Origin of the sequence: Pseudoxanthomonas sp. F11 (assembly GCF_037046485.1) — a bacterium.
Taxonomy (GTDB): Bacteria; Pseudomonadota; Gammaproteobacteria; order Xanthomonadales; family Xanthomonadaceae; genus Pseudoxanthomonas_A.
Window position 1 is genome coordinate 720,740 of sequence record NZ_JBANLZ010000001.1, and the last position, 24,907, is coordinate 745,646.

A 24,907-nucleotide genomic window follows, 5' to 3' on the forward strand; every position below is an offset into this window, starting at 1 on the left:
CACGCCCGGCGCGCGAGGCACGACGACGGCAGGGGGCGGAGCCCGATATCATGTGGGGATGCGACGACAGGATCATCAAGCGGGAATGCTAGCAGAGGCCGAGGACTGGCGTGACCGCGATCTGTCGGTGCTATGGCATCCCTGCACCCAGATGCGTGAGCATCCGCACACCTTGCCGCTGGTGCCGATCGCACGCGGCGAAGGCGCTTGGCTGATCGGCCACGACGGCAAGCGCTACCTGGACGCGGTCAGCAGCTGGTGGACCAACCTGTTCGGCCATGCCGAACCGCGCATCGGCGCCGCCATCGCCGCGCAGGCCGGCGCGTTGGAACAGGTGATGCTGGCCGGCTTCACGCACGCGCCCGCGGTCGAACTGGCCGAGCGCCTGCTGGCGGTCGCGCCGCGGCAGCCCGGTCGCGCGCCGCTGTCCAAGGTGTTCTACGCCGACAACGGCTCGGCCGGTGTGGAAGTGGCGCTGAAGATGGCCTTCCACTGGTTCCACAACCGTGGCGACACCCGGCGCACGAAGTTCATCGCGCTGGAGAACGGCTACCACGGCGAAACGCTCGGGGCGCTCGCGGTGGGCGACATCCCCCTGTACCGGCGTGTGTATGCGCCGCTGCTGGCCGAAGCGCTGTTCGCGCCTTCGCCCGATGCCTACCTGGCGCAGCCGGGCGAATCCCCGGCCGAATGCGCCACGCGCGCGGCCGATGCGCTGGCCGCATTGCTCGACCGTCACGCCGGCGAGGTCTGCGCGGTGATCGTCGAGCCGCGCGTGCAGTGCGCCGGTGGCATGCGCATGCATCATCCGGACTACCTGACCCGCGTGCGCGAGCTCTGCGACACCAGTGGCGCGTTCCTGATCGCCGACGAGATCGCGGTGGGTTTCGGCCGTACCGGCACGCTGTTCGCCAGCGAACAGAGCGGCGTGATGCCCGACCTGCTGTGTCTGTCGAAAGGCCTGACCGGTGGTTTCATGCCGTTGGCGGCGGTGCTGGCCACGCAGGCGATCTACGACGGCTTCCTGGACGATTCGCGCGAACGCGCCTTCCTGCATTCGCACAGCTACACCGGCAATCCGCTGGCCTGCGCCGCCGCGCTGGCGTCGCTGGCCGTCTTCGGCGACGAAGACATCCTGGCGCGCAACCGTATTACCGCGCGCGGGATGGCCACGCTGGCCGAACCGCTGGCCGCGCACCGCCATGTCGCCGACGTGCGCCAGGCCGGCATGGTACTGGCGTTCGAACTGACCCGGGACGGCGACAAGGCCACGCCCTTCCCCCCCACCGCACGCGTGGGCCTGAAGGCCTACCGCGCTGCGCTGGCACGGGGCGTGGTGCTGCGCCCGCTGGGCGACGTGCTGTACTGGATGCCACCGTACTGCGTGGACGAGGAGCAACTGCAGCTGCTCGCCGATGTCACCCGCCACGCCATCGACGAGGCCACGTCATGCGACTGACCCGCTGTTATGTGGCGCTGCCGCTGCAGGCGGGCGCACGCGTCGTCCTGCCCGAACTCGTGGCCAACCACCTGGTCCGCGTGCTGCGGCTGCGCGAGGGCGACGCCTGCGTGTTGTTCAACGGCGATGGCCAGGATCATGACGGCCGCATCGCGTCCATCGGCAAGCGCGAGGTGGTGGTCGAACTGCAGGCATCGCGGGCGGTCGACAACGAATCCCCGCTGCATGTGACCCTGCTGCAGGGCATCGCGCGTGGCGAGAAGATGGACCTGATCCTGCAGAAGGCGACCGAACTGGGGGTCGCTGCGGTCGTCCCCGTCATGGCCGAGCGCACCGAAGTGAAGCTGGACGCCGAGCGCACCGAGAAACGCATGGCGCATTGGCGCAGCGTCATCGCGTCGGCCTGCGAACAGAGCGGCCGCGCACGGTTGCCGACGCTGTCCGCGCCGGCGGCGCTCGCGGAGGCTGCGCGCATCGTTCAAGCCGACGCGATGAAGTTGACGCTCGATCCGACTGGAGACGTCTCGCTGGCCACCATGCAGATCGTCGGCGGTGCAGTGGTGGTGGCGATCGGCCCGGAAGGGGGCTGGTCGCCGCGCGATCGCGACACCCTGTCGGCGGCCGGATTCACCGGGCTGAGGCTTGGCCCGCGCATCCTGCGCACGGAAACCGCCGGTCTGGCCGCCATCGCCGCGCTGCAGTCGAGATTCGGCGACCTGTAGGGGGGCCGGGCCCGCCATCGCACGGCATCGGGCGCATGGATTGCGCGCCCGAGACTGGCGAACATGGATAGCGACAAGGGGGGCCAAGCCACCCTGCGGAACGTCAGGCCGCGTTGGCCAGCGCTTCGCCGATCATCGCTTCGACGACTTCCAGGTCCGGCAGCACGGCGGCTTCGTCGCCGAGCAGCACGCGGACCTTCACGCCGACCGGGAGCTCTTCCTCGGTCGCGTCGGCCAGCAGGCCATCGCGCGGCACCGACACCAGGCGCGGGAACGAGGGCGTGAGCAGCGCGAAATACGGGCGATCCTTGTCGCCGCTCAGCGCCTTCAGCACCACGATCTTGCTGTTCAGCGCGACAGGCTCGTTCGCATTGCCGCTCAGGCGGCCGAACGCCACCAGCGGCACCGGCCAGCCATGCCAGTCGATCCGACCCGGCAGCCAGTCGGGCATGTCGGCGATCGGCTCGACCGGTGCGCGGGTCAGCACCTCGGCGACGGTGGCATTGGGCAGCAGCAGGCGATGCTCGCCCGCCTGGATCAGGACGCCGCGGATCTCGTCGTTGGAATGAGCCATTGTGTGTTCCTCAGAACCAGCGGTCGGTCAGGCGTTGCGCCAGCTGCACGGGGGTGCCGAGCTCGGCACCGCGGGCGGCCAGCGCACGCGGCGCGGCCGGGTCATAGCAGCCTTCCTGCGACTGGCCGAGCACCAGCGCGCCCTGCGTGCCCAGCGCCGCCGCCGGATCGACCAGCGCGCTGTCGCTGCCGCTGAGCAGCAGTACCGCGCTGTCGGCGGGGGGAAGCTGCGGGATCATCGTGTGGATGACCGTGCCGGGGCGGAACGCCACCTGGCCGGCATCCACGAACGGCACGACGTCGCCGGGCAGCACGTAGATATGTCCCGCTTCGGCAGGCGTGCCGGCCTCGGCCAGTACCACCGGCATGTGCGCCACGCGCTCCATCTGCCGGACCAGGTTGTCGTAGCGGCCACCGTCCAGGCGCAGGTGCACCAGCAGCGGCTTGGGGAATCCCTCCGGCAGCTCGGCCAGCAGCTTGCGCACCGCATCGGGGCCGCCGATGCCGGCGAAGACCAGCACGGCGCCCTGCACGCGGGCGGCCGCCGACGCACTGCCGGCATCCAGCGGTTCCAGTTCCAGAGTGGACAGGTCGAACTTGGGCATCGGTACCGGCGGCGGGACCGACGGCACCTCGGGCAGCGGCGGCGGCACGGCCGGAGACGATGCCGGGGCCGTTTCCAGGCCGGCCGTGCGCAGCCAGTCGTCGGCATCCACGACCTGTTCCCCGACCTGGCGCGCCTGCAGGCCGCCGGTATAGGCGAAATCGTCGCTCGGAAGTTCCAGCGCCCGGTCGGCCGCCTCCTCCAGATGCAGGGCGATGCCGTCGGCTTCGTGCAGCTGCGCGGGTGTCACCGGCAGGCCGGGTTCCAGCTGCAGGACCACGTCCTCTTCGCGGCCGGGAGGCAGGACATCGCGGTGGCCGTGCAGCTTGGCGGCCAGGTGGCGCGCCCATCGCTGCGCCTCCCAGCCCTGTCGACGCGCGGCCAGATCGGCTTCGTCGAAGATGACGGCGACCGCAGGATCGTGCAGCACGTTGTCGAAGCGCTCCAGGCTGTCCTCGATGGCCGGCTCCAGCGCCACCAGCACCACCTGGGGCGCGCTGCCGCCCAGGGCGTCCGCGTCCAGCGTATTGGGGTCGTCTTCCAGCACGATGTCGGCGCCCGCTTCATGCAGCGCCACGCGCAGGCGCTCGCGCGCCTCGCCCGGGCGCGCCAGCAGGGCCACGCGTTTGGCTTCACTCACGGACACGGGCGATTCCCAGCAGGTCGTACACGTTGCGCATCAGGTCCAGCTCCTGGTACGGCTTGCCCAGGTAACGCTGCACGCCGATGTCGAAGGCGCGCTGGCGGTGCTTGTCGCCGGTACGCGAGGTGATCATCACGATGGGCACGTCCTTGAAGCGCGGATCGGCCTTCATCGTGGTAGCCAGCTCGTAACCGTCCATGCGCGGCATCTCGATATCCAGCAGCATCAGGTCGGGCACGCGCTCCTCCAGCTTCTCCAGCGCTTCCACGCCGTCGCGCGCGGCCGAGACCTCGAAGTTGTGGCGTTCCAGCACGCGGCTGGTCACCTTGCGCATGGTCAGCGAGTCGTCCACCACCATCACCAGCGGCACGCGGCGCTGCTCGACGGCCGCCGTGGGCTGCGCCGGCTGGGCCGGCTGCGCCAGGTGGCGGCGCACCAGCGGTGCGGCGTCCAGGATCACCACCACGCTGCCATCGCCGGTGATGGTGGCACCGTAGATGCCCGGGATGGAGGCGATCTGCGGGCCGACCGGCTTGACCACGATCTCGCGGTTGCCCAGCACCTGGTCCACGGCGACGGCTGCACGCAGGTCGCCGGCGCGCACCAGCAGCAGCGGCACCTGCGCCTGGCCCTCGGCCTTGGCCGGGCCGTGACCCACCAGATGGCCGAGGTTGTACAGCGGATAGTCCTCGCCGGCGTAGTGATAGGCGCCGGTACCCGCGTTGAAGCGCGCGTGGCTGATGCGGCCGATGCCACTGACCGCCGCCACCGGCACGGCGAACTGGGTTTCGCCGATCTGCACGAACACCGCCTGGGTGACCGCCAGCGTCTGCGGCAGGCGCAGGGTGAAGGTGGCGCCCTGGCCCGGCGTGGAGCTGATGTCCAGCGAGCCGCCCAGCTGGCGTACCTCGTTGTGCACCACGTCCATGCCCACGCCACGCCCGGCCAGCTGGCTGACCTGGTCGTAGGTGCTGAAGCCGGACTCCAGGATGAGGCGGTCCAGATCGGCGTCGGCCAGCGTGGCACCGGGCTGGATCAGCCCGCGCTGCTCGGCGCGACGGCGGATCGCCTCGCGGTCCAGGCCGGCACCGTCGTCGGAGACGACCAGCACCATTTCCGACCCTTCGCGGCGCAACGCGACCTGCACGGTGCCCTCCTCCGGCTTGCCCGCCTTGCGGCGCGCCTCCGGCGACTCCAGACCATGCGCGACCGAATTGCGCAGCAGGTGCTCCAGCGGGGCGGTCATGCGCTCCAGCACGTTGCGGTCCATTTCGCCGTGGGTACCGGACAACTGCAGGTTCACCTGCTTCTGCGTGTCGCTGGCCGCCTGGCGCAGCACGCGGCGCAGGCGCGGCACGATGCCCTCGAACGGCACCATGCGCGCGCGCATCAGGCCGTCCTGCAGCTCCGAGCTGACGCGCGACTGCTGCTGCAGCAGGCTGTCGTACTGACGGGACAGGTCGTCCAGCACGCCCTGCAGGCCGCTGATGTCGGCGGCCGATTCGGCCAGCGCACGGCTGAGCTGCTGCAGCGTGGAGAAGCGGTCCAGTTCCAGCGGATCGAACGTCGGGTCCTGCTTGTCGTGCTCGCGCTGGTAACGCGCCACGATCTGCGCTTCCGTTTCCAGGTCCAGGCGGCGCAGCTGGTCGTGCAGGCGGATGTTGGTGCGGTCCAGTTCGGCCATCGCACCGCGGAACGCACCCATCTGCTGTTCCAGGCGCGCGCGGTAGATGGCGACCTCGCCGGCGTGGTTCACCAGCCGATCCAGCAGGTCGGCGCGCACGCGCACCTGCTCCTGCTGGCCCATCGGGAAGAACTCCTCCTCGACGGGCGCAGCCAGGTCGGTCTCGATCGGGGCCGACAGCGGCGCCAGTTCGATCGACGCGGGCGCCGCAGCGACGACTTCCGGCGCGGTCGGCAGTTCGATGCCGCGCGCACGCGCATTGAACTCCGCGATCATGCCGTCCGGGATGGTCACGGCGCGACGCGCGGTGACGCGCGCCAGCTGCGCATGCAGGGTGTCGAATCCACGCTCAAGCAGCTGGATCGCCCGGCGGTCCAGCTCGGTGCGCTGGCCGGCGATCGATTCCAGCATCGACTCGATCGCGTGGCCCAGGTCGCCGACGGCGTGGATGCCCGCCATGCGCGCACCGCCCTTCAGGGTGTGCAGGTCGCGCTGCAGGCTGATCACCAGCGCGCGGTCTTCCGGCGTTTCGCGCAGCTTGGCCAGCAGGTCGTCGGAGTGGTCGAGCAGGTCGTTGCCTTCCTCGATGAAGATCTCGACCAGGTCCAGGTCCAGCCCGGTCAGGTCGAGGGCCTCCTCCGGCTCCGGCATGTCGGCGGGCGCACTGGTCACGGCAGACTCCTCGGCTTCGACGGAGGCAACGGGTTCGACGTCCTGCGATGCGGAAGTCTCCGCCTCGGATGCATCCTCCACGTCGACGATGTCCTCGGTTTCGACGACCTCGACGACCTCGGGCGCTTGCGCAGCTGCGTCTTCCATGGCGAGACGGTCGACGATCAGCGATGCGTCGGCATCGGCGTCGGTGTCGCCCGCTTCCTCCACCGTCGGCGAAGTCGCGTCGATGGCCTCGCCAGAGGTCTCTTCGCGGACATCGACAGGGTCGGCGGGACCGGCAGTCTCCGACACTACGGCGGGCTCGGCCGCGGTGGTCTCGATCTGTTCCCCGGACACGGCTGCGTCGACCTTGTCCTGCGCCGCGGCGTCATCAGCCGGCTGCTCGTCGCCGGTGGTCTCGGCTGCCGGTGCGGCATCCGTCTCGGCGAGGAAGGCGGGCAGATCGCCATCGACCAGCACGGCTTCGTCGACAGCAGCGAAGCCGATGTCGTCCGAGGCGTGCTCCGCGCCGTCGGCCAGTTGCGGGACGGGCTCGTCGACCGGATCGGTCTCTGTCACGTCGTGCAGCCCGGCATCAGCATCGGCGTCGATGTCGGCGGCGGTCACCTCTTCTATCGCCGATGGCGCTTCGTCCTGCTGCGTCTCTTCATCCTGCTGCGCCTCTTCGCTCGACGGCACCGCAGCATCGACGTCCGGCACCTGCGTGCGCGGCAGGATGCGATAGTCGATGTCGTAGAAGGTGACGCTCTGGTCGGCGGGCGCCGTGGCCTGGGGCAGGTCGGCGGGGATGTCTTCCCGCGACACGGTCTCTCCCGCATCGACCGGAAGCGCTGCGCCCGTGTCCGTCGGAAGTTCTGCGGCGTCTTCTCCCTCGGCGTTACCGGCGATGGCGAATGCACCCGCCACATTGGCCGCCTCGGTATCGAGGTAAGCCGACAGGTCCATCGCCAGCAGTTCCACGTCGGATGGCCCGACCGGCGCGGCGATGGGCGTCTGGCCCACGTAGGTCCCCTGGCGCGCGTCATCGACGATCTGCGCGCCTGCACGCAGGTCGGGCAGGCTGTCGCCCAGCGCCACCAGGTGTGCGGACAGCGCGGTGAAGACGGGAATCCGCGGCGACGGCGCCTGCAGGGCCGCCACGCTGCGGCGGATCGCCTGCGCGGTATCGGCCAAGGCGGCCACGCCTTCCGGCGTGGGCGTCTCGCCCGCTGCCAGCAGCCGCTTGACGTACTGTTCCGCCGGCGCGGTGACGTGGGTGATTTCGGGCACGTCGGCCATGGCCAGGGCGCCGTTCATCGTGTGGATGGCGCGCAGCAGCTCTTCGCTGACCGGGGTAGCCTCCACCTGCGCCTTCTGCAGCCAGGTGTCGACGGTGTCCAGGTGGTTGTCGACTTCGGTTTCCAGGATCTCGCGCAGCACCGCGTCCACCGACGCCGGCGTACCTTCGGTTTCCGGCTCGAACACGGCCGGCACGTCCTCTGCGACCGGAGCGACGTAGGCGGGCTCGACGAACTCCTCGTCCTCGGCCAGCACGGGGGCTTCGGCGCTGTAGTAGGCGTCTTCGCCGGCGGCAAGACGATCGGCCACGTCCTGCAGGCCGGTCAGGTCGGCGGTCACGCTGCCCTGGCCGCGCAGTGCGGCGTTGAGCTGCGGGAGCGCATCGCAGGCCTGTTCCAGCAGCGCTTCGACGGCGTGGCTGGGCTCGCGCGTGCGGTCCAGCACGCGGTTGAGCATGTTCTCCACCTTCCAGCTGAACTCGCCGAGCGTCTTGGCGCCGACCAGGCGCCCGCTGCCCTTCAGCGTGTGGAACACGCGACGGATCGGCCGCAGCCGTTCCAGGTCTTCGGGATTGCTGCGCCATACCGGCAGCAGCTGACGGAGGTTGACGATCTCCTCGTCGAACTCCTCCAGGAAGACCTCGCGGATCTCGTCGTCGATGTCGGTGGCGTCGCCATCGAAGCCGCCGACCACGGTCGCCGCCGGGAGCGCGGCGGCCGCAGCCGCGATTTCATGGCGAAGATCCGGCAGCGCGTCTTCTTCCGCCTCGACCGCTGTGGTCGGAGCGAACCCAACGGCCTCTTCCCGCGGCGCGGGCGCCTCGGGTTCGACCAGCGCGTCGTCCGGCGCCGACGCAGTCGCCTGTTCTTCAAGCTCGACCACGAAGGTCGTGGCTTCGACGCTCGCCCCGGCCTCTTCGAAACCGACCGGATCGAAGGGATTCGCGTCGCCCAGCACGGGCGCCGTATCGAGCGGCTCCAGGCTCAGCGCGCCGAAGGACGGCGCGGGCGCGGTGTCCTCTGCGGGCTGCGCGGTCGGTGCCTCGATCGCGGGCGCCGCGGGCGGTTCGGTCGCGGCCACCGCCGGTGCGGTGACGACCGCGGACTCCTGTTCGGCCGGCGCTTCCGGCGGCAGCGGCCAGTAGCGCAGCGCTTCCAGGCTGCCGCGGGTGATCTCGAGGATGTCCTCGCGATTGGGACGCCGCTCGCGCAGGGCTTCCAGGTAGTACTCCAGGCTGGCCATCGCGTCGGCCAGGGTGTCCAGCTGCTGTCCGCCGGGCACGCGCTTCTTGCCGATCAGTTCGCTGCCGACATAGCGGCGCACGCCGGTCACGTAGTCGCCGGCCTGGCCCAGTTCGAGCATGCGCAGCGCGCCGGCCACTTCGTCCAGCAGGCGCGGCACCTCGGCCAGTTCGCCGTGGTCCCAGTTGGTCTCGATGAAGGCGACGAAGCGCTCGCGGGCACCGGCGAAATTGATGATCGCCTCCTGCGCCAGGACCTCGACGGTGCGTTGGGATTCAGCCGTACTCGGGTCGGGCGCGGCGTCGCCGGCGCTGCCCAGCCGGGCCACCTGGTCGTCCAGCGACGCGTCCACGTACAGCAGCGCGCCGGCCACATCGAGCAGCGTGCCTTCGTCCGCCGGCCGGCTGCCGGCGACGACGTCGCGCAGCGTGTCGCGCTGCTGCATCACCACGTCGCGCGCCACGCCCAGGCCCATCATGCCCAGCGTGTCGGCCACGTTGCCCAGCTCGGCAACCTGCGGCTCGAGGTCGTGGGCGTCGCTGCCGGTGCGCAGGTGCAGGTCCAGCGCATCCTTTACCCGCAGCAGTTCTTCCTTCACCGCATTGCCGACCGTGTCGAGCAGTTCGCGGTTGCGCCCGCTCAGGCTGCTGCGCGCGTGGTCGATCTCGGCCTCGCTGGGCGCCGCGGCATCGCCGGCGCCCGGCGGGAACAGCATGCTCTCGTTGAGCCCGGACGCGCCGCGCGCGGCGCGGATCTCGTTGAGCAGCGGCAGCAGCACGATGGGAATGTCGCGATGGCCTTCCTGCAGGCGTTCCAGGTAATCCGGCAGCAGCACCGCGCCGCGCATCAGCGTGGCGCAGGCCTCGTCGCGATCCCCCGCGGCGCCTTCCTGCAACGCCTTGGCCAGCAGCTCCAGCTCCTCGGCCACCATCGCCGGGGCATACAGCTCCACCATGCGCAGCGTGCCCTGCACCTGGTGCAGGTAACCGGCGCAGAAACGCATGCGGCTGGTATCCGCGGGCGTCTCGACGAACGCCTCGATCTCCTGCCGCACCAGGCGCAGGGTCTCGTCCAGCTCGGGCTTCACCCAGCCGAGCACGGCGTGGCTCATGGCTTCGCGCAGCGCACTCATCGGCGGGCTCCCGCGACGACGGCGGAACCGTCAGCCTCGCGCTGCTGGCGGGCGGGATGGCGTAGGAAGTTCATGCGGTACGTCCCGTCCTCAGCCCGGCAGCTTGAAGTCGGCGACCGAACGGCGCAGGTCCGACGCCAGCTGCGCCAGGTGGCCGATCGATTCGGCGGTCTGGCCCGCGCCCAGCGAGGTCTGCGAGGTGATCTGCCGGATCACGCCCATGGTCTGGGTGATGTCCAACGCCGCGGTGGACTGCTGCTGGGCGGCGGAGGAGATGTTCTTGATGAGGTTGTTGAGATCGTTCGACACGCGTTCGATCTCGCCCAGCGCGGTACCCGCATCCTCGGCCAGGCGGGCGCCGGACACCACTTCGGCGGTGGTCTGCTCCATCGAGCTGACGGCTTCGTTGGTGTCGGCCTGGATGGTCTGCACCAGCGATTCGATGCGGCGGGTCGCCAGCGACGTGCGCTCGGCCAGGCGCTGCACTTCGTCGGCCACGACCGCGAAACCGCGGCCCGCTTCACCGGCCGAGGCCGCCTGCACGGCCGCGTTGAGCGCCAGGATGTTGGTCTGCTCGGAAATGTCGTTGATCAGTTCCACCACCGAACCGATTTCCTGCGAGGACTCGCCCAGGCGCTTGATGCGCTTGGAGGTCTCCTGGATCTGGTCGCGGATCTGGTCCATGCCGCGGATGGTCTCGCGCACCACGCCCGCACCCTCGGTGGCGATCTGCACCGAGCGCTGCGCCACTTCGGCCGATTCGGTGGAGTTCCTCGACACTTGGTCGATGCTGGTGGCGATCTCGCTGATGCGGTCGGAGGCGGTGGTGATCTGGTCGGCCTGGTGGCCGGCGGCCTCGGCCAGCTGCAGCGCGGTGGCCTGCGTTTCCTGGGTCGACGCGGCCACCTGCACCGAGGTGTCGTTGATCGTCGTCACCAGGTTGCGCAGTTCGTCCACGGCGTAATTGATGGCGTCCGCGATGGCGCCGGTCATGTCCTCGGTCACCGAGGCCTTCACCGTCAGGTCGCCTTCACCCAGCGAGCTGATTTCGTCCAGCAGCCGCATGATCGCCTGCTGGTTGCGGCTGTTGTATTCCACCTGGGTCTGGTAGCGCACTTCCTGCTCGCGCTGGCGGGTGCGGTACAACGAGTACAGCAGGCCGATGATGGAGATCAGCGCCGCGATGCCCGACGCGATGCCAAGCCAGAAATTGGGGAACAGGCGGGTGTCGCGCACCGAGCCGAACGCCGAGAACGCCTGGAACAGGTTGGTGCTGTCCTGCAGCATCTGGCCGGAGCCATTGGTCAGCGCGGTGGCCGCCGCCTGCGCGGCGAACAGGTTGCGCGAGCTGGCCAGGATCGCGTCCAGGTCCTTCTTCATCGCCGTCCACAGGGTCTGCGAGTTCTGCAGCGCCGTGAGCGCGGCGCCATTGCGGACCGCCGCGATGCCCAGGTCGGGGTTGCCGTCGCGCAGGCCGTCCAGCACCTGGCCGAACAGCACCGCATCGCGGCCCAGCGCGTCGCCAGCGGTGGCGGCGCCGGCGCCACCGGCGCGGATTTCCGTCACCCGGCGGGCCATCGTGCCCGCCAGCACGACCTGCTGGAGCGCACTGTAGATCTGCGAGGACGGCGCGCCGCCGGCCGACATGGCGCGCACCACTTCGTTGAGCTGCGCCTGCAGGTTGGGCACCTGGTTGGCGAAGCGGTCGGCGTTGCCTGCCAGTGCCAGCACCGCGGCCTCGGAGGCGACGATCTGGTCGGCGCTCTTGCCCAGCGGCGCCCAGGTGGCGCTCAGCTTGGCCAGCGGACCGGCGATGGCGCCCTCGTTGCCGAAACGGCTCTGCAGGTCGGCGACGGTCGATTCCACCGACTGCTTGGTTTCCTTGAACGCCTTGAACGCCTCGGCGTTGCCGGCCACGGCCTCGCGGCCCTGGTTGGCCAGCTGCTGCGACAGCACGCGCATGTCCGATGCGCCGGTGCTGGCACCGGACAGACGGCTGCCCTGGTAGGTGGCCACGCCGGTGTTGGCGCCGAAGACGATCACCGAGATCGCCAGCAGCGCCAGCCAGAAGCTGTTGCCGAAACTGCCGATCTTGCTGGCGCTAGGAGAATCCGTCGCAGTGCTCATCGTTCAACCCCTGGATAGTGCTTGTCGTTCGCGCTCAGAGCGCGGTCTGGCGGAATTCCGGTGTGCGCGCCAGCAGGCCCAGCGCGAACACCCCCCACCGCTGATCGTCGCTGGCGAAAGCGCGATCGATGAAATGCCCGTAGCGGCCGTCCGCCAGGTCGCCCGGCTCGACCTGCTGCGACTCGTGGAAGCTGCGCTGGCCGTACAGTTCGTCGATGGTCAGGGCCACGTCGCCGCCGGCCTGGCGCATGACCAGCACGCGCTGGCCCTCGTGCAGGACGGTGCGCTCGCCTTCTAGGAACTGCTTCAGGTCCACCACCGGGAACAAGTTGCCGCGCAGGTTGCCGATCCCCAGCAGCCACGGCTGCGCGCCGGGCACCGGCGTGACCGGCGGCATCGGCACGATTTCCACCACTTCCCCGAAGTTGGAGATCAGCCGGCGCTTGCCCACGCGGTAACCCACGCCGCGGTACTGGTCCTGCGCGATCTCGCGGGCGGGCTGGGCCACGGCATGCGCCAGGCTGCGGCGCTCGTATTCGGCCAGCGTATCGAACGGTGTGCGGATCATGGCCCGCCCCCTGTGCACTCAGTGCGAATGGTCGCCATGCCGCCAGCCCCTCAGGTGCTGACGTGGGCGCGGATGGCGTCGAGGAGTTCCTCGCGCGTGAACGGCTTGGTCAGGTACTGCTCCGAGCCGACGATGCGCCCGCGCGCCTTGTCGAACAGGCTGTCCTTGGACGACAGCATGATGACCGGCGTGGACTTGAACACCTGGTTGTTCTTGATCAGCGCGCAGGTCTGGTAGCCATCCAGGCGCGGCATCATGATGTCCACGAAAATGATCTGCGGCTGCTGGTCCGCGATCTTGGCCAGGGCCTCGAACCCGTCCGTCGCGGTCACCACTTCGCAACCCTCCCGCTTGAGCAGGGTCTCCGCGGTGCGGCGGATGGTTTTCGAGTCATCGATCACCATGACCCGTAGGCCGTGGAATCCACCGGCCTGGCCTTCGTTCTGCGTCATTACCTGATTTCCCCGTGCGCGCGTGGCTTCATAGACGAACCGGCCCCGCTGCGTTGGTGCTTATATCCCCTATCCCGCCGCGCACTGTCAAGCCGCACCCCGGCGGACGGTGTCACTGAACGGCGTGGTGCGAACTGCGTCTCAGTTTGCGCCGATGGTGCGAACGGGGTGTTCCATGCGCGTCGGCCCGGGCGAGCGGCATGCCCTGATACCATCGTGCCGTCTCCCGCAGAACCGCCCCCCATGCCACTGGATGTCGTCGTCGTCATGGACCCCATCGGGTCCATCAAGATCGTCAAGGACACCACCTTCGCCATTCTGCTGGAAGCCCAGCGGCGCGGCCACCGCCTGCACTACGTGATCCCCGGCCGGCTGTCGCTGCGCGACGGCGTGGCCCAGGCCCAGGTGGCGGCGCTGACCGTCAAGGACGACAAGGCGGGCTGGTTCACCCTCGGCGACACGCGCACGCTGACCTTTGGTCCCGGCCAGGTGGTGCTGATGCGCAAGGACCCGCCTGTCGACGATCAGTACCTGTACGACACCCACGTACTGGGCATCGCCCAGCAGGCCGGCGCGCTGATCGTCAACGATCCGCAGGGCCTGCGCGACTACAACGAGAAGCTGGCGGCGCTGCTGTTCCCGCAGTGCTGTCCGCCGACCCTGGTCAGCCGGGATCCCGCCGCCCTCAAGGCCTTCGTCGCCGAGCACGGCGAAGCGGTGCTCAAGCCGCTGGACGGCATGGGCGGGCGCTCGATCTTCCGGGTGAAGGCCGGCGACCCCAATACCAACGTCATCCTGGAAACCCTGGTCGGCGACGGTCGCCTGACCCTGGCCCAGCGGTTCATCCCCGGCATCAAGGACGGCGACAAGCGCGTGCTGCTGGTGGACGGCGAACCGGTGGACTATGCGCTGGCGCGGATCCCGCAGGGCGACGAGTTCCGCGGCAACCTGGCCGCTGGCGGCCGCGGCGAAGGCCGGCCCCTGAGCGAGCGCGACCGCTGGATCGCCACCCAGGTGGGCCCGGAGATGAAGCGGCGCGGCATGCTGTTCGTCGGCCTGGACGTGATCGGCGATTACTTGACCGAGGTCAACGTCACCAGCCCCACCTGCGTGCGCGAACTCGATGCGCAGTTCGGGCTGAACATCGCCGCCCTGCTGTTCGACGCGATCGAGAAGAAGCTCGCCTGAGATGTCGGCGGTCCCCGTCACCCCACCGAAGATCGGTGCGAACGAACGCCTCGGCGCCACGCTGGCGCTGTCGCTGATCGTGCACGGCCTGCTGGTGCTGGGCGTGGGCTTCGCCCTGGACGACGCCGCGCCGGTGATGCCCACGCTGGACGTGATCCTCAGCCAGACCAGCACGCCGCTGACGCCGAAGGAAGCCGACTTCCTGGCTGCCGCCAACCAGGAAGGCGGCGGTGAAAGCGACCAGGCCAGGCGCCCGCGCGACAGCCAGGCCGGCTGGATTCCCCAGCCCGATACCGGGCTGGCCCCGCAACCCCTGCGCGCGCAGACGACGGCCCCGGCGCCGCCGCCGGAAAGCCGGGTGGTCACCACGCGCGCGAGCGACGCGCGCGCACCAGCGGCAGAGGCCCGGCCGCAGCCGGACCAGCCCGACCTGCCGCAGGGCGAGCAGAAGGTGCAACGCGATGCCGAGATGGCGCGACTGGCCGCCGAGTACCACCTGCGCTCGGAGCTGTACGCCAAGCGCCCGAAGCGCAAGTTCGTCTCGGCCAGCACCAAGGAATACGTCTACGCCAACTACCTGCGGGCGTGGGTCGACCGCGCCGAGCGCGTCGGCAATCTCAATTACCCCGACGAAGCGCGCCGCAAGCGCCTGGCCGGCACGCTGGTGATCAGCGTGGCGGTGCGCCGCGACGGCAGCGTGGAGCAGACCCGCATCATCCAGTCCAGCGGCATTCCGCTGCTGGATTCCACCGCACTGCGCATCGTGCAGTTGGCCTCGCCGTTCCCGCCCCTGCCCGAGACCGCCGAGAACGTGGACATCCTGCACGTCACCCGCACCTGGCGCTTCCTGGCCGGTGGCGAGGTGCGCGACGAGTAGCAGGCCGGTTCAGCGCGAGGCGCGCAGGGCCTTCTGTTCTTCCAGGGTCAGCGCGACGTTGTTGCGCAGGTAGGCCGGCTCCACGCGCTCGGGCGCGATGACCTCGCCACGCTGCCAGGCGTCCACCGCCAGCCGCGCCAGATCAGCGGCATGCGGCAGCGCGTGCGGGTCGATGCGGGCGAAGCGCGCGTGCAGCGCGGTCGCCAACGCACCCTCGACGGCGGCGAATCCCGTGCCCATGCCGATCCAGCCGGTGGCATCGCCGGGCAGCCGGTACTCGGCCGGCGCGACGACGCTTTCGTCGGTGGTGGCCTGCAGACCGTCGCCCTGACGCACGAACGTGCCGGTGTAGATCTCGCCCATCCGCGCATCGATCGCGGCAAGGATGGCGTGGGGCGCGCCGATATCGCAGCCGCCCTCGCCGGCCAGCGCGGCCGGCGGCGGCACCTGCGCGGCCAGCACCGCCAGCGTCGAGACCGGCAGCAGCGGCCGGTCCAGCGCCAGGGCGATGCCTTGCGCCAGCGCGATGGCCAGACGGACCCCGGTGAACGCACCCGGGCCGCGACTGAGCGCCACCGCATCGAGCTGCGAACGGGAGATGCCGGCCTCGGCCAGCAGCTGCCCGGCCCATGGCAATGCCAGCTCGGCATGGCGGCGCGGCGCTATCTCGAAGCGCTCGCGCACCTCGCCATCGACGTAGACGGCGACGGAACAGGCTTCGGTGGCGGTTTCGAAGGCGAGCAGCTTCATGCGGGTCGGCAGGCAGTCATCGGACAAGGATACCCGTGCGGATCAGAAGCGGGCATCGGCGAACCAGTCGTCGGCGGGCGCCTGCGGCGCGACGGCCCCGTCGTCGCTGATCGCGGCGCCGAAAAAGCCCTGCACGTCCTGCACGCGCTGCGTACGCGCGAACGGCGGCAGCGAATCCAGGAAGATGCGGCCATACGGCTTGCCCGTCAGGCGCGGGTCGCACAGCACCAGCACGCCGCGGTCGGTTTCGCTGCGGATCAGCCGGCCCACCGCCTGCTTCAGCGCGATCACCGCCTGCGGCAGCTGTTCGTCGCGGAACGGATTGCCGCCGGCACGACGTACCGCCTCCAGGCGCGCCTCGAACACCGGATCATCCGGCGCGGCGAAAGGCAGCTTGTCCACCACCACCACGCTCAGCGCATCGCCGACCACGTCCACGCCCTCACGGAAACTCGCCGCGCCCAGCAGAACGCCGTTGCCCGATTCGCGGAAGCGCTGCAGCAGGGTGCCGCGCGGCGCCTCGCCCTGGACGAACAGCGGCCAGGGCCCGCCGCGCAGCGCCTCGGCGGCCTCGCGCAGCGCGCGGTGCGAAGCGAACAGCAGGAACGCCCTGCCCTGGGACGCCTCCAGCACCGGGCGCACGGTCGCGATCAGCGCCTGGCCGAAGCTGGGCGCGTTGGGGTCCGGCAGGCCGGCAGGCAGGTAGCACAACGCCTGATGCGGCCAGTCGAAGGGACTGGGCTGGAGCAGCGTCGGTGGGTCATCCAGACCCAGGCGGGTGGCGAAGTGGTCGAAGCGGCCACCGACGGCGAGCGTGGCCGACGTGAACACCCACGCCGCACGCGACTGCTCGCGGTGCTGGCGCAATGGACCGGACACGTCCAATGGCGTGCGCTGGCAACGGAACGCGCGCGGCGTGAGTTCGTACCAGAGCACGTCGCCGTCGTCGGGTTGCGGCAGCTCGTCATCGTCGAAGGCCTCCGCGCCGGACGATGAGGCATGCCAGCGCGCCAGCCGCTTGGCGAACTCGGCGGCGCGCGCGGCGCAGGCTTCCAGCCCGAGCGATGCCTGCGCCAACGGCGCCAGCGCCGCGGACAGCTCGGCCAGCGCCCGATCGAGGGCGTCGAACCCGGCCGCCACCTCCGGCCGGGCCAGCAGGCGTTCGCGGGTGCCCCGCGCGGGCAGGCCTTCCATCGCCGCGCGGGCCTCGCGCAACGCCTGTTCCAGCGCGCGCACGGGCGGCTGCAGCGCCGACAGCGCGCCGGCGACGTCCTTGCATTCGGCCAGGCAGTCGCGCGCCAGTTCCTGCAGCGGCCGCATGCCGAACCCTTCGCCGAAGAAGTTCGCCGCCAGTTCGGGCAACTGGTGGGCCTCATCGATCACGAAGGCCTGCGCGCCCGGCAGGATCTCGCCGAAGCCCTCCTGCTTCAGCGCCAGGTCGGCCAGCAGCAGATGGTGGTTCACCACCACGATATCGGCCGCCTGCGCGCGCTGGCGCGCCTGCACCACGAAACAGTCGTCCCAGAACGGGCATTCGCTGCCCAGGCAGTTGTCGATGGTGGAGGTAACCAGCGGCAGCAGCGGCGAATCGTCCGGCAGCGACGCCAGTTCGGCCATGTCGCCGAATTGGGTGCGTCCGCCCCACGCGACGATCCGCTGGAACTGGTCCACCTGCTCGCGGCTGGTGAAGGTGGTGCGCAGGGCCTGCGGGTCGCCCTTGGCCTGGTTCAGGCGGTAGCGGCACAGATAGTTGCTGCGCCCCTTCAGCAACGCGGATTTCAGCCCGGCCACGCCCAGCGCGTCGCGTACGCGCGGCAGGTCGCGATGGTACAGCTGGTCCTGCAGTGCGCGCGTGCCGGTGGAAATGATGGTCTTCAGGCCCGACAGCAGCGCCGGCACGAGGTAGGCGAACGTCTTGCCGGTGCCGGTGCCGGCTTCGGCCAGCAGCACGTCGCGCGCGTCGAACGCATCGGCGATCGCCGCCGTCAGGCGCTGCTGGGCGTCGCGGGGCGCGAAAGCGTCGAGTCGTTCCGCCAGCGCACCGCCCTCGCTGAGGGCATCGCGGCTGGCCTGGGCTAGTTGGGACATCGGGGAAACGTAAGACGGCGTGCAGCGACAAGGGTACCGCGTCGCTCCGCGGGCGGCATGCGCCTCACATCCGCTCGATCACCGGCACGGTGCACGCGTCGCGGCGGCTTTCCGCTTCGGCGATCGCGGCCCCCATCGTGGCCGCGCGTGCGGCCTGCTGGGCGGCGTCCTCCGGCGTGTGACGCGCGGGCAGCGGCGCCTGCACGGCGAGTTCATGCTGGCGCGCCTGGCGCACCGTCTCCCAGTGCTGGCGGCACAGCGGGCCCACCTGCGAGCCCAGCTGGAATGCGCGCTGGGCCAGCGTCTCGGCGCGCGCGTAGTCGCCCTGCAGGATGGCCACTTCGGCACGTTCCTGCAGCACGGCGGGATCCTCGGGCACCAGCAGCAGCGCCTGGTTCAGCGCGTCCCCGGCGGCCGCGGCATCGCCGGCGGCACGCGCCTGCTGCGCCCGCTCGCGCAGATCCTCCACCTGCGGGTCGCGCAGCGGTTGCACGGCCAGTTCGCGGTCGTCGTCGCCGGCGGCGGCATGGATGGCCGCCACGCGCTGGGCGGGGGTCATGGGGTCCTGGGGGGCGGGTGCTTCCGGCATCGGCGAGGACGCACATCCACCCAGAGCCAGCAGGAACAGGGGAAAGGGGAACTTCATGATCACGGGCGTGGCGGGGGAGTCTCTTCAGGGGGCGGCGCGGGCTCTTCCTTGCGGTCCAGGCCGAACCAGCTGCGCCAGCCGCCACCGCTGTCGGCGTCCTCGCCCTCGATCAGTGGCTGCTCGACCACGCAGGCCGCGTAGGCCGGGGCGTGGCCGGAGACGAAGGGCAACTGACGCGCACCGGGACAGCCGGCATCGGTGCTGTTGGAGCCTACGACCCACTGCCAGTCCAGGCCCTTGCCGGACACCTTCAACGGCGCGCTGGGCAGGCGCGCGAACAACCCCGACCAGACGCGCATGGCGCCGGTACCGCCGTAAAGTCCGGTCTGCTCGTTCTGGTCGTTGCCCATCCAGACCACGGCCAGATGGTCGCCGGTATAGCCCGCGTACCAGCTGTCGCGCCCGTCGTTGCTGGTGCCGGTCTTGCCGGCCGACTGCAGGCGTCCCAGTCCGTCGCCGATCAGCTGGCGGCCGGTGCCGCTGGACACCACCTGCTGCAGGGCGACCGTGATCAGGTTGGCGGCGATCGAATCGCCCTCCTGCGCCGGTGCCGGCGTCTTGTCGTAGCGCTTGAGCAGCCTGCCATCGGGGTCGAGTACGCCGCGCACGGCATGCAGCGGCTGGATCTCGCCACCGGAGGCGAGGAACTGGTACAGCTGCGCCATCGCATACGGGCTCTGGTCGGTGGCCCCCAGGATCAGCGCCGGGTTGGGCTCGGCCTGAATGCCGGCCAGCACGCGGATCAGCTGCGCCAGACGGTCCGGTTCGACCTGCATGCCCACGCGCACCGTGGCCTGGTTGTACGAGCGGGCCAGCGCATCGACCAGGCGCACGGTGCCGTGGCTGCGGCGGTCGGCATTGGCCGGCGTCCACCGCTTGTTCTTGCCCAGCTGCACGGTGACCGGCGAATCGTCGACCCATGACGCCAGCGAGTACTGGTCGGGCTGCGCCAGCGCCAGCAGGTAGACGAAGGGCTTGAGCAGCGAGCCGACCGGCCGCTGCGCTTCCACCGCGCGGTTGAAACCCACTTCCGACACGTTGCGGCTGCCGACCACGGCCAGCACATCGCCGTCGTGCACGTCGGTCACCACCATGCCGGCCTGCAGCGGCGGCCGGCGCTTGTTCTCCAGCGCCTTGATGGTGCGCGTCACCGACGCTTCGGCATACGCCTGCGCCGAGGGCGACATGCCGGTCAGGACCGTCAGCCCGGCGCCCTGCAGGGCGCTCTCGGGGTAGTCCCGCGCCAGCTGGCGACGGACCAGGTCCACGTAGGCCGGGAAGCGGTTCGCCGCCGCCATGCCCGGCGTCTTCGTCACGCCCAGCGGGGCCTGCAGCGCGCGCTTGTACTCGGCGTCGTCGATCAGGCCGGTTTCGTGCAGCTTCAGCAGCGCATAGTCGCGGCGCTCCTTCGCTCGTTCCGGGTTGCGGCGAGGGTCGTAGTGCGACGGCCCCTTGACCATGCCGATCAGCAGCGCGACCTGCTCGGTGGTCAGGCTGTCGAGGTCGCGTCCGAACCAGAATTCCGAACCCGCCGCCACGCCATGGATGGCCTGGCTGCCGCGCTGGCCCAGGTAGACCTGGTTGAAGTAGGCCTCCAGGATGGTGCGCTTGTCGTAGCGCGCTTCCAGGATCAGCGCGAACAGGATCTCGTTGAACTTGCGGGTCGGCGTCTGCTCCTTGCCGATGCCCAGCAGACCGCTGCGGGCCAGCTGCTGGGTCAGTGTGCTGGCGCCCTGGCGGGTGTCGCCGCCGGATTTCACCAGCAGCCATGCCGCGCGCACCATGCCGGACAGGTCCACGCCGTGGTGGTCCTTGAAGTCGCGGTCCTCCACCGCCTGCAGGCCGGTGACCAGCAGCTCCGGCACTTCCTCCAGGCGCACCAGGCGGCGTTCTTCCTGCTTCTGCCCGTACAGCGTGGCGATGCGCGCCGGGTCCAGCCGCGCGGCCTTCAACGACTGCTTGCGGGCGACATCGCGGACGGCCGCCACGCGCCCGCCGGACAGGGTTACCTGGATGCGGCGCGGCGCCACGCGGCCGTCCACATCGATGTAGCCGCGGCTGGAAATGGTGAAGCGGCTGCCTTCGCGCGCATACGTGCCCGGACTCTGGCCGGCACCGTCGTCGCGGTAGGCGGCGGCATCGAGTTCGGTCTTCAGCGTCTGCGCATCCATGGCCAGCCCGGGCGCGAGCTGCAGGGGACGCGCGTACACGCGGGTGGGGATCTGCCAGCGCAGTTCGCCGAAACGCTCGGTGACCTGATGGTTCAGGTACAGCGTGTAGGGGATCAGGAACCCCAGGCCCAGGCCCACGGCCGCCAGTCCCCAGCCGAGCAGGCGCTGCCGCCAGACCGGTCGGCCCTCGTCACCGTCGTCGATGTCGTCTTCGTCCAGCGCTTCGTCGTCGTAGTCGTTGCGGGCCACAGGGGATGCGACAATGGGAATTCGGGCGAGTCTAGCGCAGCCGTCGAGGGTGCGCCCGGCCCGCTCCCCTTTCGCTCAGCTGGAGTTGCAACGGAATGTCGATGACGTGGGCCGACGTGCGCTTCATGCTGGAACGCGCGCGCGGCCTGCTCCGTCGAGGTCTGACCAGTCTGCGCACGCGTGGGCTGGTGGCGACCTGGGCGCGGGTACGCCGTCAGTTCGCGCGGCATCGCCGGTTGCCGCCCGTATCGCTGTACAGGCCTGGCGAGGCACCCTTCGCGCCGTTCGCCGTGCCCGCCAGCGACGCCCCCCGCGTCAGCATCGTCGTTCCCGTCTACAACCAGGCATCGCACACCCTCGGCTGCCTGCGCGCGCTGGCCGAGCATCCCCCGTCGGCGGCCTGCGAGATCATCGTCGTCGACGACGGATCCAGCGACCAGACGCACGACTGGATGACGTCGATCGCGGGACTGCGTTACCACGTGCGCGCCGGCAACGGGGGTTTCATTGCCGCATGCAACGACGGCGCCGCGCTGGCGCGCGGCGAGTACCTGGTCTTCCTCAACAACGACACGTTCCCGCAGCCGGGCTGGCTCGACGCGCTGCTGCACACATTCGGCACATGGTTAGATGCGGGTCTGGTGGGCGCCCAGCTGGTCTACCCGGACGGCCGCCTGCAGGAAGCCGGCGGCGTGGTCTTCGACGACGGGTCGGCCTGGAACTACGGGCGCTTCGAATCGCCCGAGGATCCGCGCTACACCAGCGTGCGCGATGCGGACTATTGCTCCGGTGCCGCGATCATGGTGCCGACCGGGCTCTTCCGGGATATCGGCGGTTTCGACGTACGCTACGCGCCCGCGTACTACGAAGACACCGATCTCGCCTTCGCCGTCCGTGCGCGCGGCCTTCGGGTGCTCTACCAGCCCGCCGCGCGCGTCGTGCATCTTGAAGGCATCACCGCCGGCACCGACACCGGTAGCGGGATCAAGGCCTACCAGATCCGCAACCGCGACCTGTTCGCACGCAAGTGGGCCGAGGCACTCGTCGGGCGGCCGGCAGCCGGCACGCTACCCTCCCCCTCGACGCTTGCGCGCGGCCGACGGCAGGTTCTGGTGGTCGATGCCGAGACGCCGCGCCCCCGGCATGATTCGGCGTCGTTGCGCATGGTCAATCTCATGCGCCTGCTGGTGGACGAAGGCGCGCATGTGGTGTTCCTTCCGGCGGACCTGCGCGCCGCGGGAGAGGACGCGGCGGCCCTCCGGCAGCTGGGCGTCGAAACCTGGCATGCCCCGTTCGCCGGCAGCGTCGCTTCGTGGATGCGCGCGCACGGCCAGCGTTTCGACGTGGTGCTGCTGTCGCGCCACTACGTCGCCGCCGAGCTGATTCCGCTGGTGCGCCGTTACGCACCGCAGGCCCGCGTCGTGTTCGACACGGTGGACCTGCATTTCCTACGCGAACAGCGGGGCGCGGACCTCGCGGGCGATGGCGCACTCCGCCGCAGCGCGGGGAAGACACGCGATCGCGAACTCGCGCTGATGCGCGGGGCGGACACGACGCTGGTGGTCAGCCCCGTCGAACGCGACATGCTGGCCGCGCTGCTGCCGGCGACCGCCCACGTCGAAGTGCTGTCGAACCTGCACGACCTCGCCGGAAGCGGCGCACCCTTCGCGCAACGCCGGGACCTGGTGTTCGTGGGCGGCTTCCGCCATCCACCGAATGCCGATGCGATGCTGTGGTTCGGCCGCGAGATCTTTCCCCGCATCCGTGCGCGACTGCCCGACGTCCGACTTCACTGCATCGGCGCCGAGCCTCCGAATGAGATCCGCGCGCTGCAGGAGATTCCCGGCATCACGGTGCATGGACACGTGCCGGACCTCGCGCCTTACATGGACGGCGCACGTCTGGCGGTCGCGCCGCTGCGTTTCGGCGCCGGCGTCAAAGGCAAGGTGAACCTGAGCATGGCGCATGGCCAACCCGTGGTGGCGACGCCGTGCGCGGTGGAGGGCATGCACCTGGTGGATGGCCACGATGTGCTCGTCGCGGAAGGTGCCGACGCCTTCGCCGATGCGGTGGTGCGCCTGTACGGCGACGCGTCGCTCTGGCACCGTCTGTCCACGAACGGTCGCGAGAACATCCGCAAGCACTTTTCGCTGGACGCCGCGCGCGACACGGTTCGGCGGATCTTCTTCTAGCGCGGCGGCGCTGCCTGCGCGAGCCGTACGCGCGCGAGAAAGTCGTCCAGGCCCGACACGCCCGCATCGAGGCGACGCGCCTCCTCCAGTGCCTGCGCGGCAAACGCCACGTCGCCCTCGCCCAGGCGCTCGCTGCCCACCGCGATCCACTTCTCGGCCAACCGCCGGCGCGCATCGGTGAGGCCCGCGTCGCGCGGCTGCAGCGTCTGCCAGGCCTGCAGACAGGCCTGCGCACGGCGGATGCGGTTGGCGCGCAGTTCGTCTTCGTAGCAGTTGCGCACCGCGGGCAGCAGCCGCGCGGAGGCCTGCTTCACCGCCGGCGCGTCCGCCGCGAGCGCCTGTGCGGCACGCAGCTTGTCGTAGGCGCTTTCGCCGGGCGGCGCGAGCCATTGACCCTGGGCTTCGGCGCTTGCCATCTCCGCCAGCAGGGTCTGTACACGGCGCGCGCGCTCGCCGGCCGACATGCCCGTGCCGGGGCGATCGCGCGCCTGCTCCGCACGCGCCACGGCCTGCTCCGCCTGGGCGATGCGGGGAGAGTGCGGCGCAAGCGCGCGTGCGTCCAGCAGCTCACGCCGCGCCTGCTGCAGGCGGAAGTCCGCGGCATGCCGTTCGGCCCGTCCCGCATGGGCCACGCCCACCTGCTCCAGCCCCTGACGTGCCGCCGCGTCGTCGGGCGCGACGGCCAGCACCTCCTCGTAAGCCGCCCGCGCCGTGGCCAAGCGACCGCGCGCGAGATCCCGTGCAGCTGCCCGGCGACGCGTTTCCAGCGCGGTGGCGAGCGCGGCCTGCGCCTGCGGCAAGCCCACGTGTCCGGGGTCGAAGGCGCGTGCCTGGGCGATCAGCGACGCAGCTTGTTGCAGATCGTTGCGCTGCAGGTGCCGGCCTGCCTCCTGCAGCAGGTCCGACAACGCATCCTCACGCCCTTCCAGCGCTTCCAGCCGGCCCGGCTGCAGGGCCAACACGCGCTGGTACAACGGCAGCGCGGCGTCCGGACCGCCGACCAGGCGTCCCGCGGCATGCGCCTGCATCGCCGCCTGCACCACACCATCGAGCCCGGCATGCTCGGCCTCGCGCGCGCGCAGGCGTGCGGCCAGCGCATCGGCCTGCGCACGCGGCACCTGAAGTTCGCGCGCCAGCGCAAGGCGTTCGCGCGCTTCGGCGAAACGGCTCTGCGCGAGCGCGGCGGCCGCCTGTCGCAGGGCCTCCTGGCCCACGCGCCGCAGGCCCATGGCCGCCTCGCTACGGTCGGTATCCAGCGCCTGCGCCGCTTCGTAGAGTTGGCGCGCACCGCTGCCGTCCGTCGCATCGAGATGTCCGCCGGCGAGCGCGCTGTCCGCCTGGTCGAGCAAGGTCTGCACCCGCGTCTCGGGCCACAGCGCATCCGCCAGCGGACGGCGGAACACGACCAGCAGCACGACCAGCAGCAACGCCACCAGGAGGGCCCATCGCCAATACCGCCGGTCGCGCCAGGCGGGGACAGGGTGATCACGCCGTGCGCGCGGGGCCGCGACGATGCGCGTCCAGTCGATGCGCGGTTCGATGCGGCGATCGCGGCCGGTGTCGGGGCGGTCTTCGCGGGTCACGC

16 protein-coding genes are annotated in these 24,907 nt (G+C 70.5%); 5 read left to right on the forward strand and 11 right to left on the reverse strand.

Annotated features, from left to right (window positions below; translation table 11 throughout):
- Positions 1–58: 58 nt before the first annotated feature.
- Together bioA and V8246_RS03680 are read left to right on the forward strand one after the other, a co-directional pair.
- On the forward strand, positions 59–1,459 hold the full coding sequence (gene bioA, locus V8246_RS03675) for an adenosylmethionine--8-amino-7-oxononanoate transaminase (protein ID WP_336187948.1): 1,401 nt from the start codon (positions 59–61) through the stop codon (positions 1,457–1,459).
- Positions 1,450–2,181, forward strand: coding sequence for a 16S rRNA (uracil(1498)-N(3))-methyltransferase (locus tag V8246_RS03680; protein ID WP_336187949.1), 732 nt, complete (start codon positions 1,450–1,452; stop codon positions 2,179–2,181). Before bioA ends, V8246_RS03680 begins: the two co-directional genes overlap by 10 nt.
- A 103-nt stretch (positions 2,182–2,284) precedes the next feature.
- Here the strand turns inward: V8246_RS03680 and V8246_RS03685 are convergent, their stop codons facing one another.
- From V8246_RS03685 to pilG, 6 genes are all read right to left on the reverse strand, one after another.
- Positions 2,285–2,755 carry a chemotaxis protein CheW gene (locus V8246_RS03685; protein ID WP_336187950.1) on the reverse strand — a complete coding sequence of 157 codons (471 nt, stop codon included), beginning with the start codon at positions 2,753–2,755 and terminating at the stop codon, positions 2,285–2,287.
- Positions 2,756–2,765: 10 nt separating this feature from the next.
- The gene (locus V8246_RS03690) at positions 2,766–4,004 is read right to left on the reverse strand and encodes a chemotaxis protein CheB (RefSeq protein ID WP_336187951.1); all 1,239 of its coding nucleotides are present in this window, start codon (positions 4,002–4,004) and stop codon (positions 2,766–2,768) included.
- Complete coding sequence (locus tag V8246_RS03695; RefSeq protein WP_336187952.1) at positions 3,991–10,011, reverse strand: Hpt domain-containing protein; 6,021 nt, start codon at positions 10,009–10,011, stop codon at positions 3,991–3,993. The genes V8246_RS03690 and V8246_RS03695 overlap by 14 nt, the downstream gene beginning before the upstream one ends.
- A gap of 90 nt (positions 10,012–10,101) precedes the next feature.
- A complete protein-coding gene (locus tag V8246_RS03700) occupies positions 10,102–12,138 on the reverse strand; it encodes a methyl-accepting chemotaxis protein (protein WP_336187953.1) in 2,037 nt (678 codons plus the stop codon).
- A gap of 34 nt (positions 12,139–12,172) precedes the next feature.
- A complete protein-coding gene (locus tag V8246_RS03705) occupies positions 12,173–12,703 on the reverse strand; it encodes a chemotaxis protein CheW (protein ID WP_162110615.1) in 531 nt (176 codons plus the stop codon).
- Positions 12,704–12,756: 53 nt separating this feature from the next.
- Positions 12,757–13,158, reverse strand: coding sequence for a twitching motility response regulator PilG (gene pilG, locus V8246_RS03710; RefSeq protein ID WP_162110591.1), 402 nt, complete (start codon positions 13,156–13,158; stop codon positions 12,757–12,759).
- A 243-nt stretch (positions 13,159–13,401) separates the two neighbouring features.
- On the opposite strand from pilG, the gene gshB reads away from it, so the two are divergent.
- A complete protein-coding gene (gene gshB, locus V8246_RS03715; protein WP_336187954.1) occupies positions 13,402–14,346 on the forward strand; it encodes a glutathione synthase in 945 nt (314 codons plus the stop codon).
- 1 nt (position 14,347) lies between these two features.
- Entirely contained in the window at positions 14,348–15,223 is an 876-nt protein-coding gene (locus tag V8246_RS03720; RefSeq protein WP_336187955.1) for a TonB family protein, read from the forward strand.
- Positions 15,224–15,232: 9 nt separating this feature from the next.
- On the opposite strand, the gene tsaB is transcribed toward V8246_RS03720, so the two are convergent.
- The 4 genes from tsaB to mrcB all read right to left on the reverse strand — a co-directional run bounded on the left by tsaB (position 15,233) and on the right by mrcB (position 21,130).
- Positions 15,233–15,973, reverse strand: coding sequence for a tRNA (adenosine(37)-N6)-threonylcarbamoyltransferase complex dimerization subunit type 1 TsaB (gene tsaB, locus V8246_RS03725; protein WP_336187956.1), 741 nt, complete (start codon positions 15,971–15,973; stop codon positions 15,233–15,235).
- Between the two features lie 42 nt (positions 15,974–16,015).
- Positions 16,016–18,061: an ATP-dependent DNA helicase gene (locus V8246_RS03730; RefSeq protein ID WP_336187957.1), complete on the reverse strand. Its 2,046-nt coding sequence runs from the start codon at positions 18,059–18,061 to the stop codon at positions 16,016–16,018.
- A gap of 64 nt (positions 18,062–18,125) precedes the next feature.
- Positions 18,126–18,650: a hypothetical protein gene (locus V8246_RS03735; protein ID WP_336188325.1), complete on the reverse strand. Its 525-nt coding sequence runs from the start codon at positions 18,648–18,650 to the stop codon at positions 18,126–18,128.
- Between the two features lie 59 nt (positions 18,651–18,709).
- Positions 18,710–21,130 (reverse strand): penicillin-binding protein 1B, encoded by a 2,421-nt coding sequence (mrcB, locus tag V8246_RS03740; protein WP_336187958.1) that lies wholly within the window; start codon positions 21,128–21,130, stop codon positions 18,710–18,712.
- A gap of 95 nt (positions 21,131–21,225) precedes the next feature.
- On the opposite strand from mrcB, the gene V8246_RS03745 reads away from it, so the two are divergent.
- Positions 21,226–23,322, forward strand: coding sequence for a glycosyltransferase (locus V8246_RS03745; protein ID WP_336187959.1), 2,097 nt, complete (start codon positions 21,226–21,228; stop codon positions 23,320–23,322).
- On the opposite strand, the gene V8246_RS03750 is transcribed toward V8246_RS03745, so the two are convergent.
- Entirely contained in the window at positions 23,319–24,905 is a 1,587-nt protein-coding gene (locus V8246_RS03750) for a hypothetical protein (RefSeq protein ID WP_336187960.1), read from the reverse strand. The two genes, V8246_RS03745 and V8246_RS03750, sit on opposite strands and share 4 nt — an antisense overlap.
- Between the last annotated feature and the right edge of the window lie 2 nt (positions 24,906–24,907).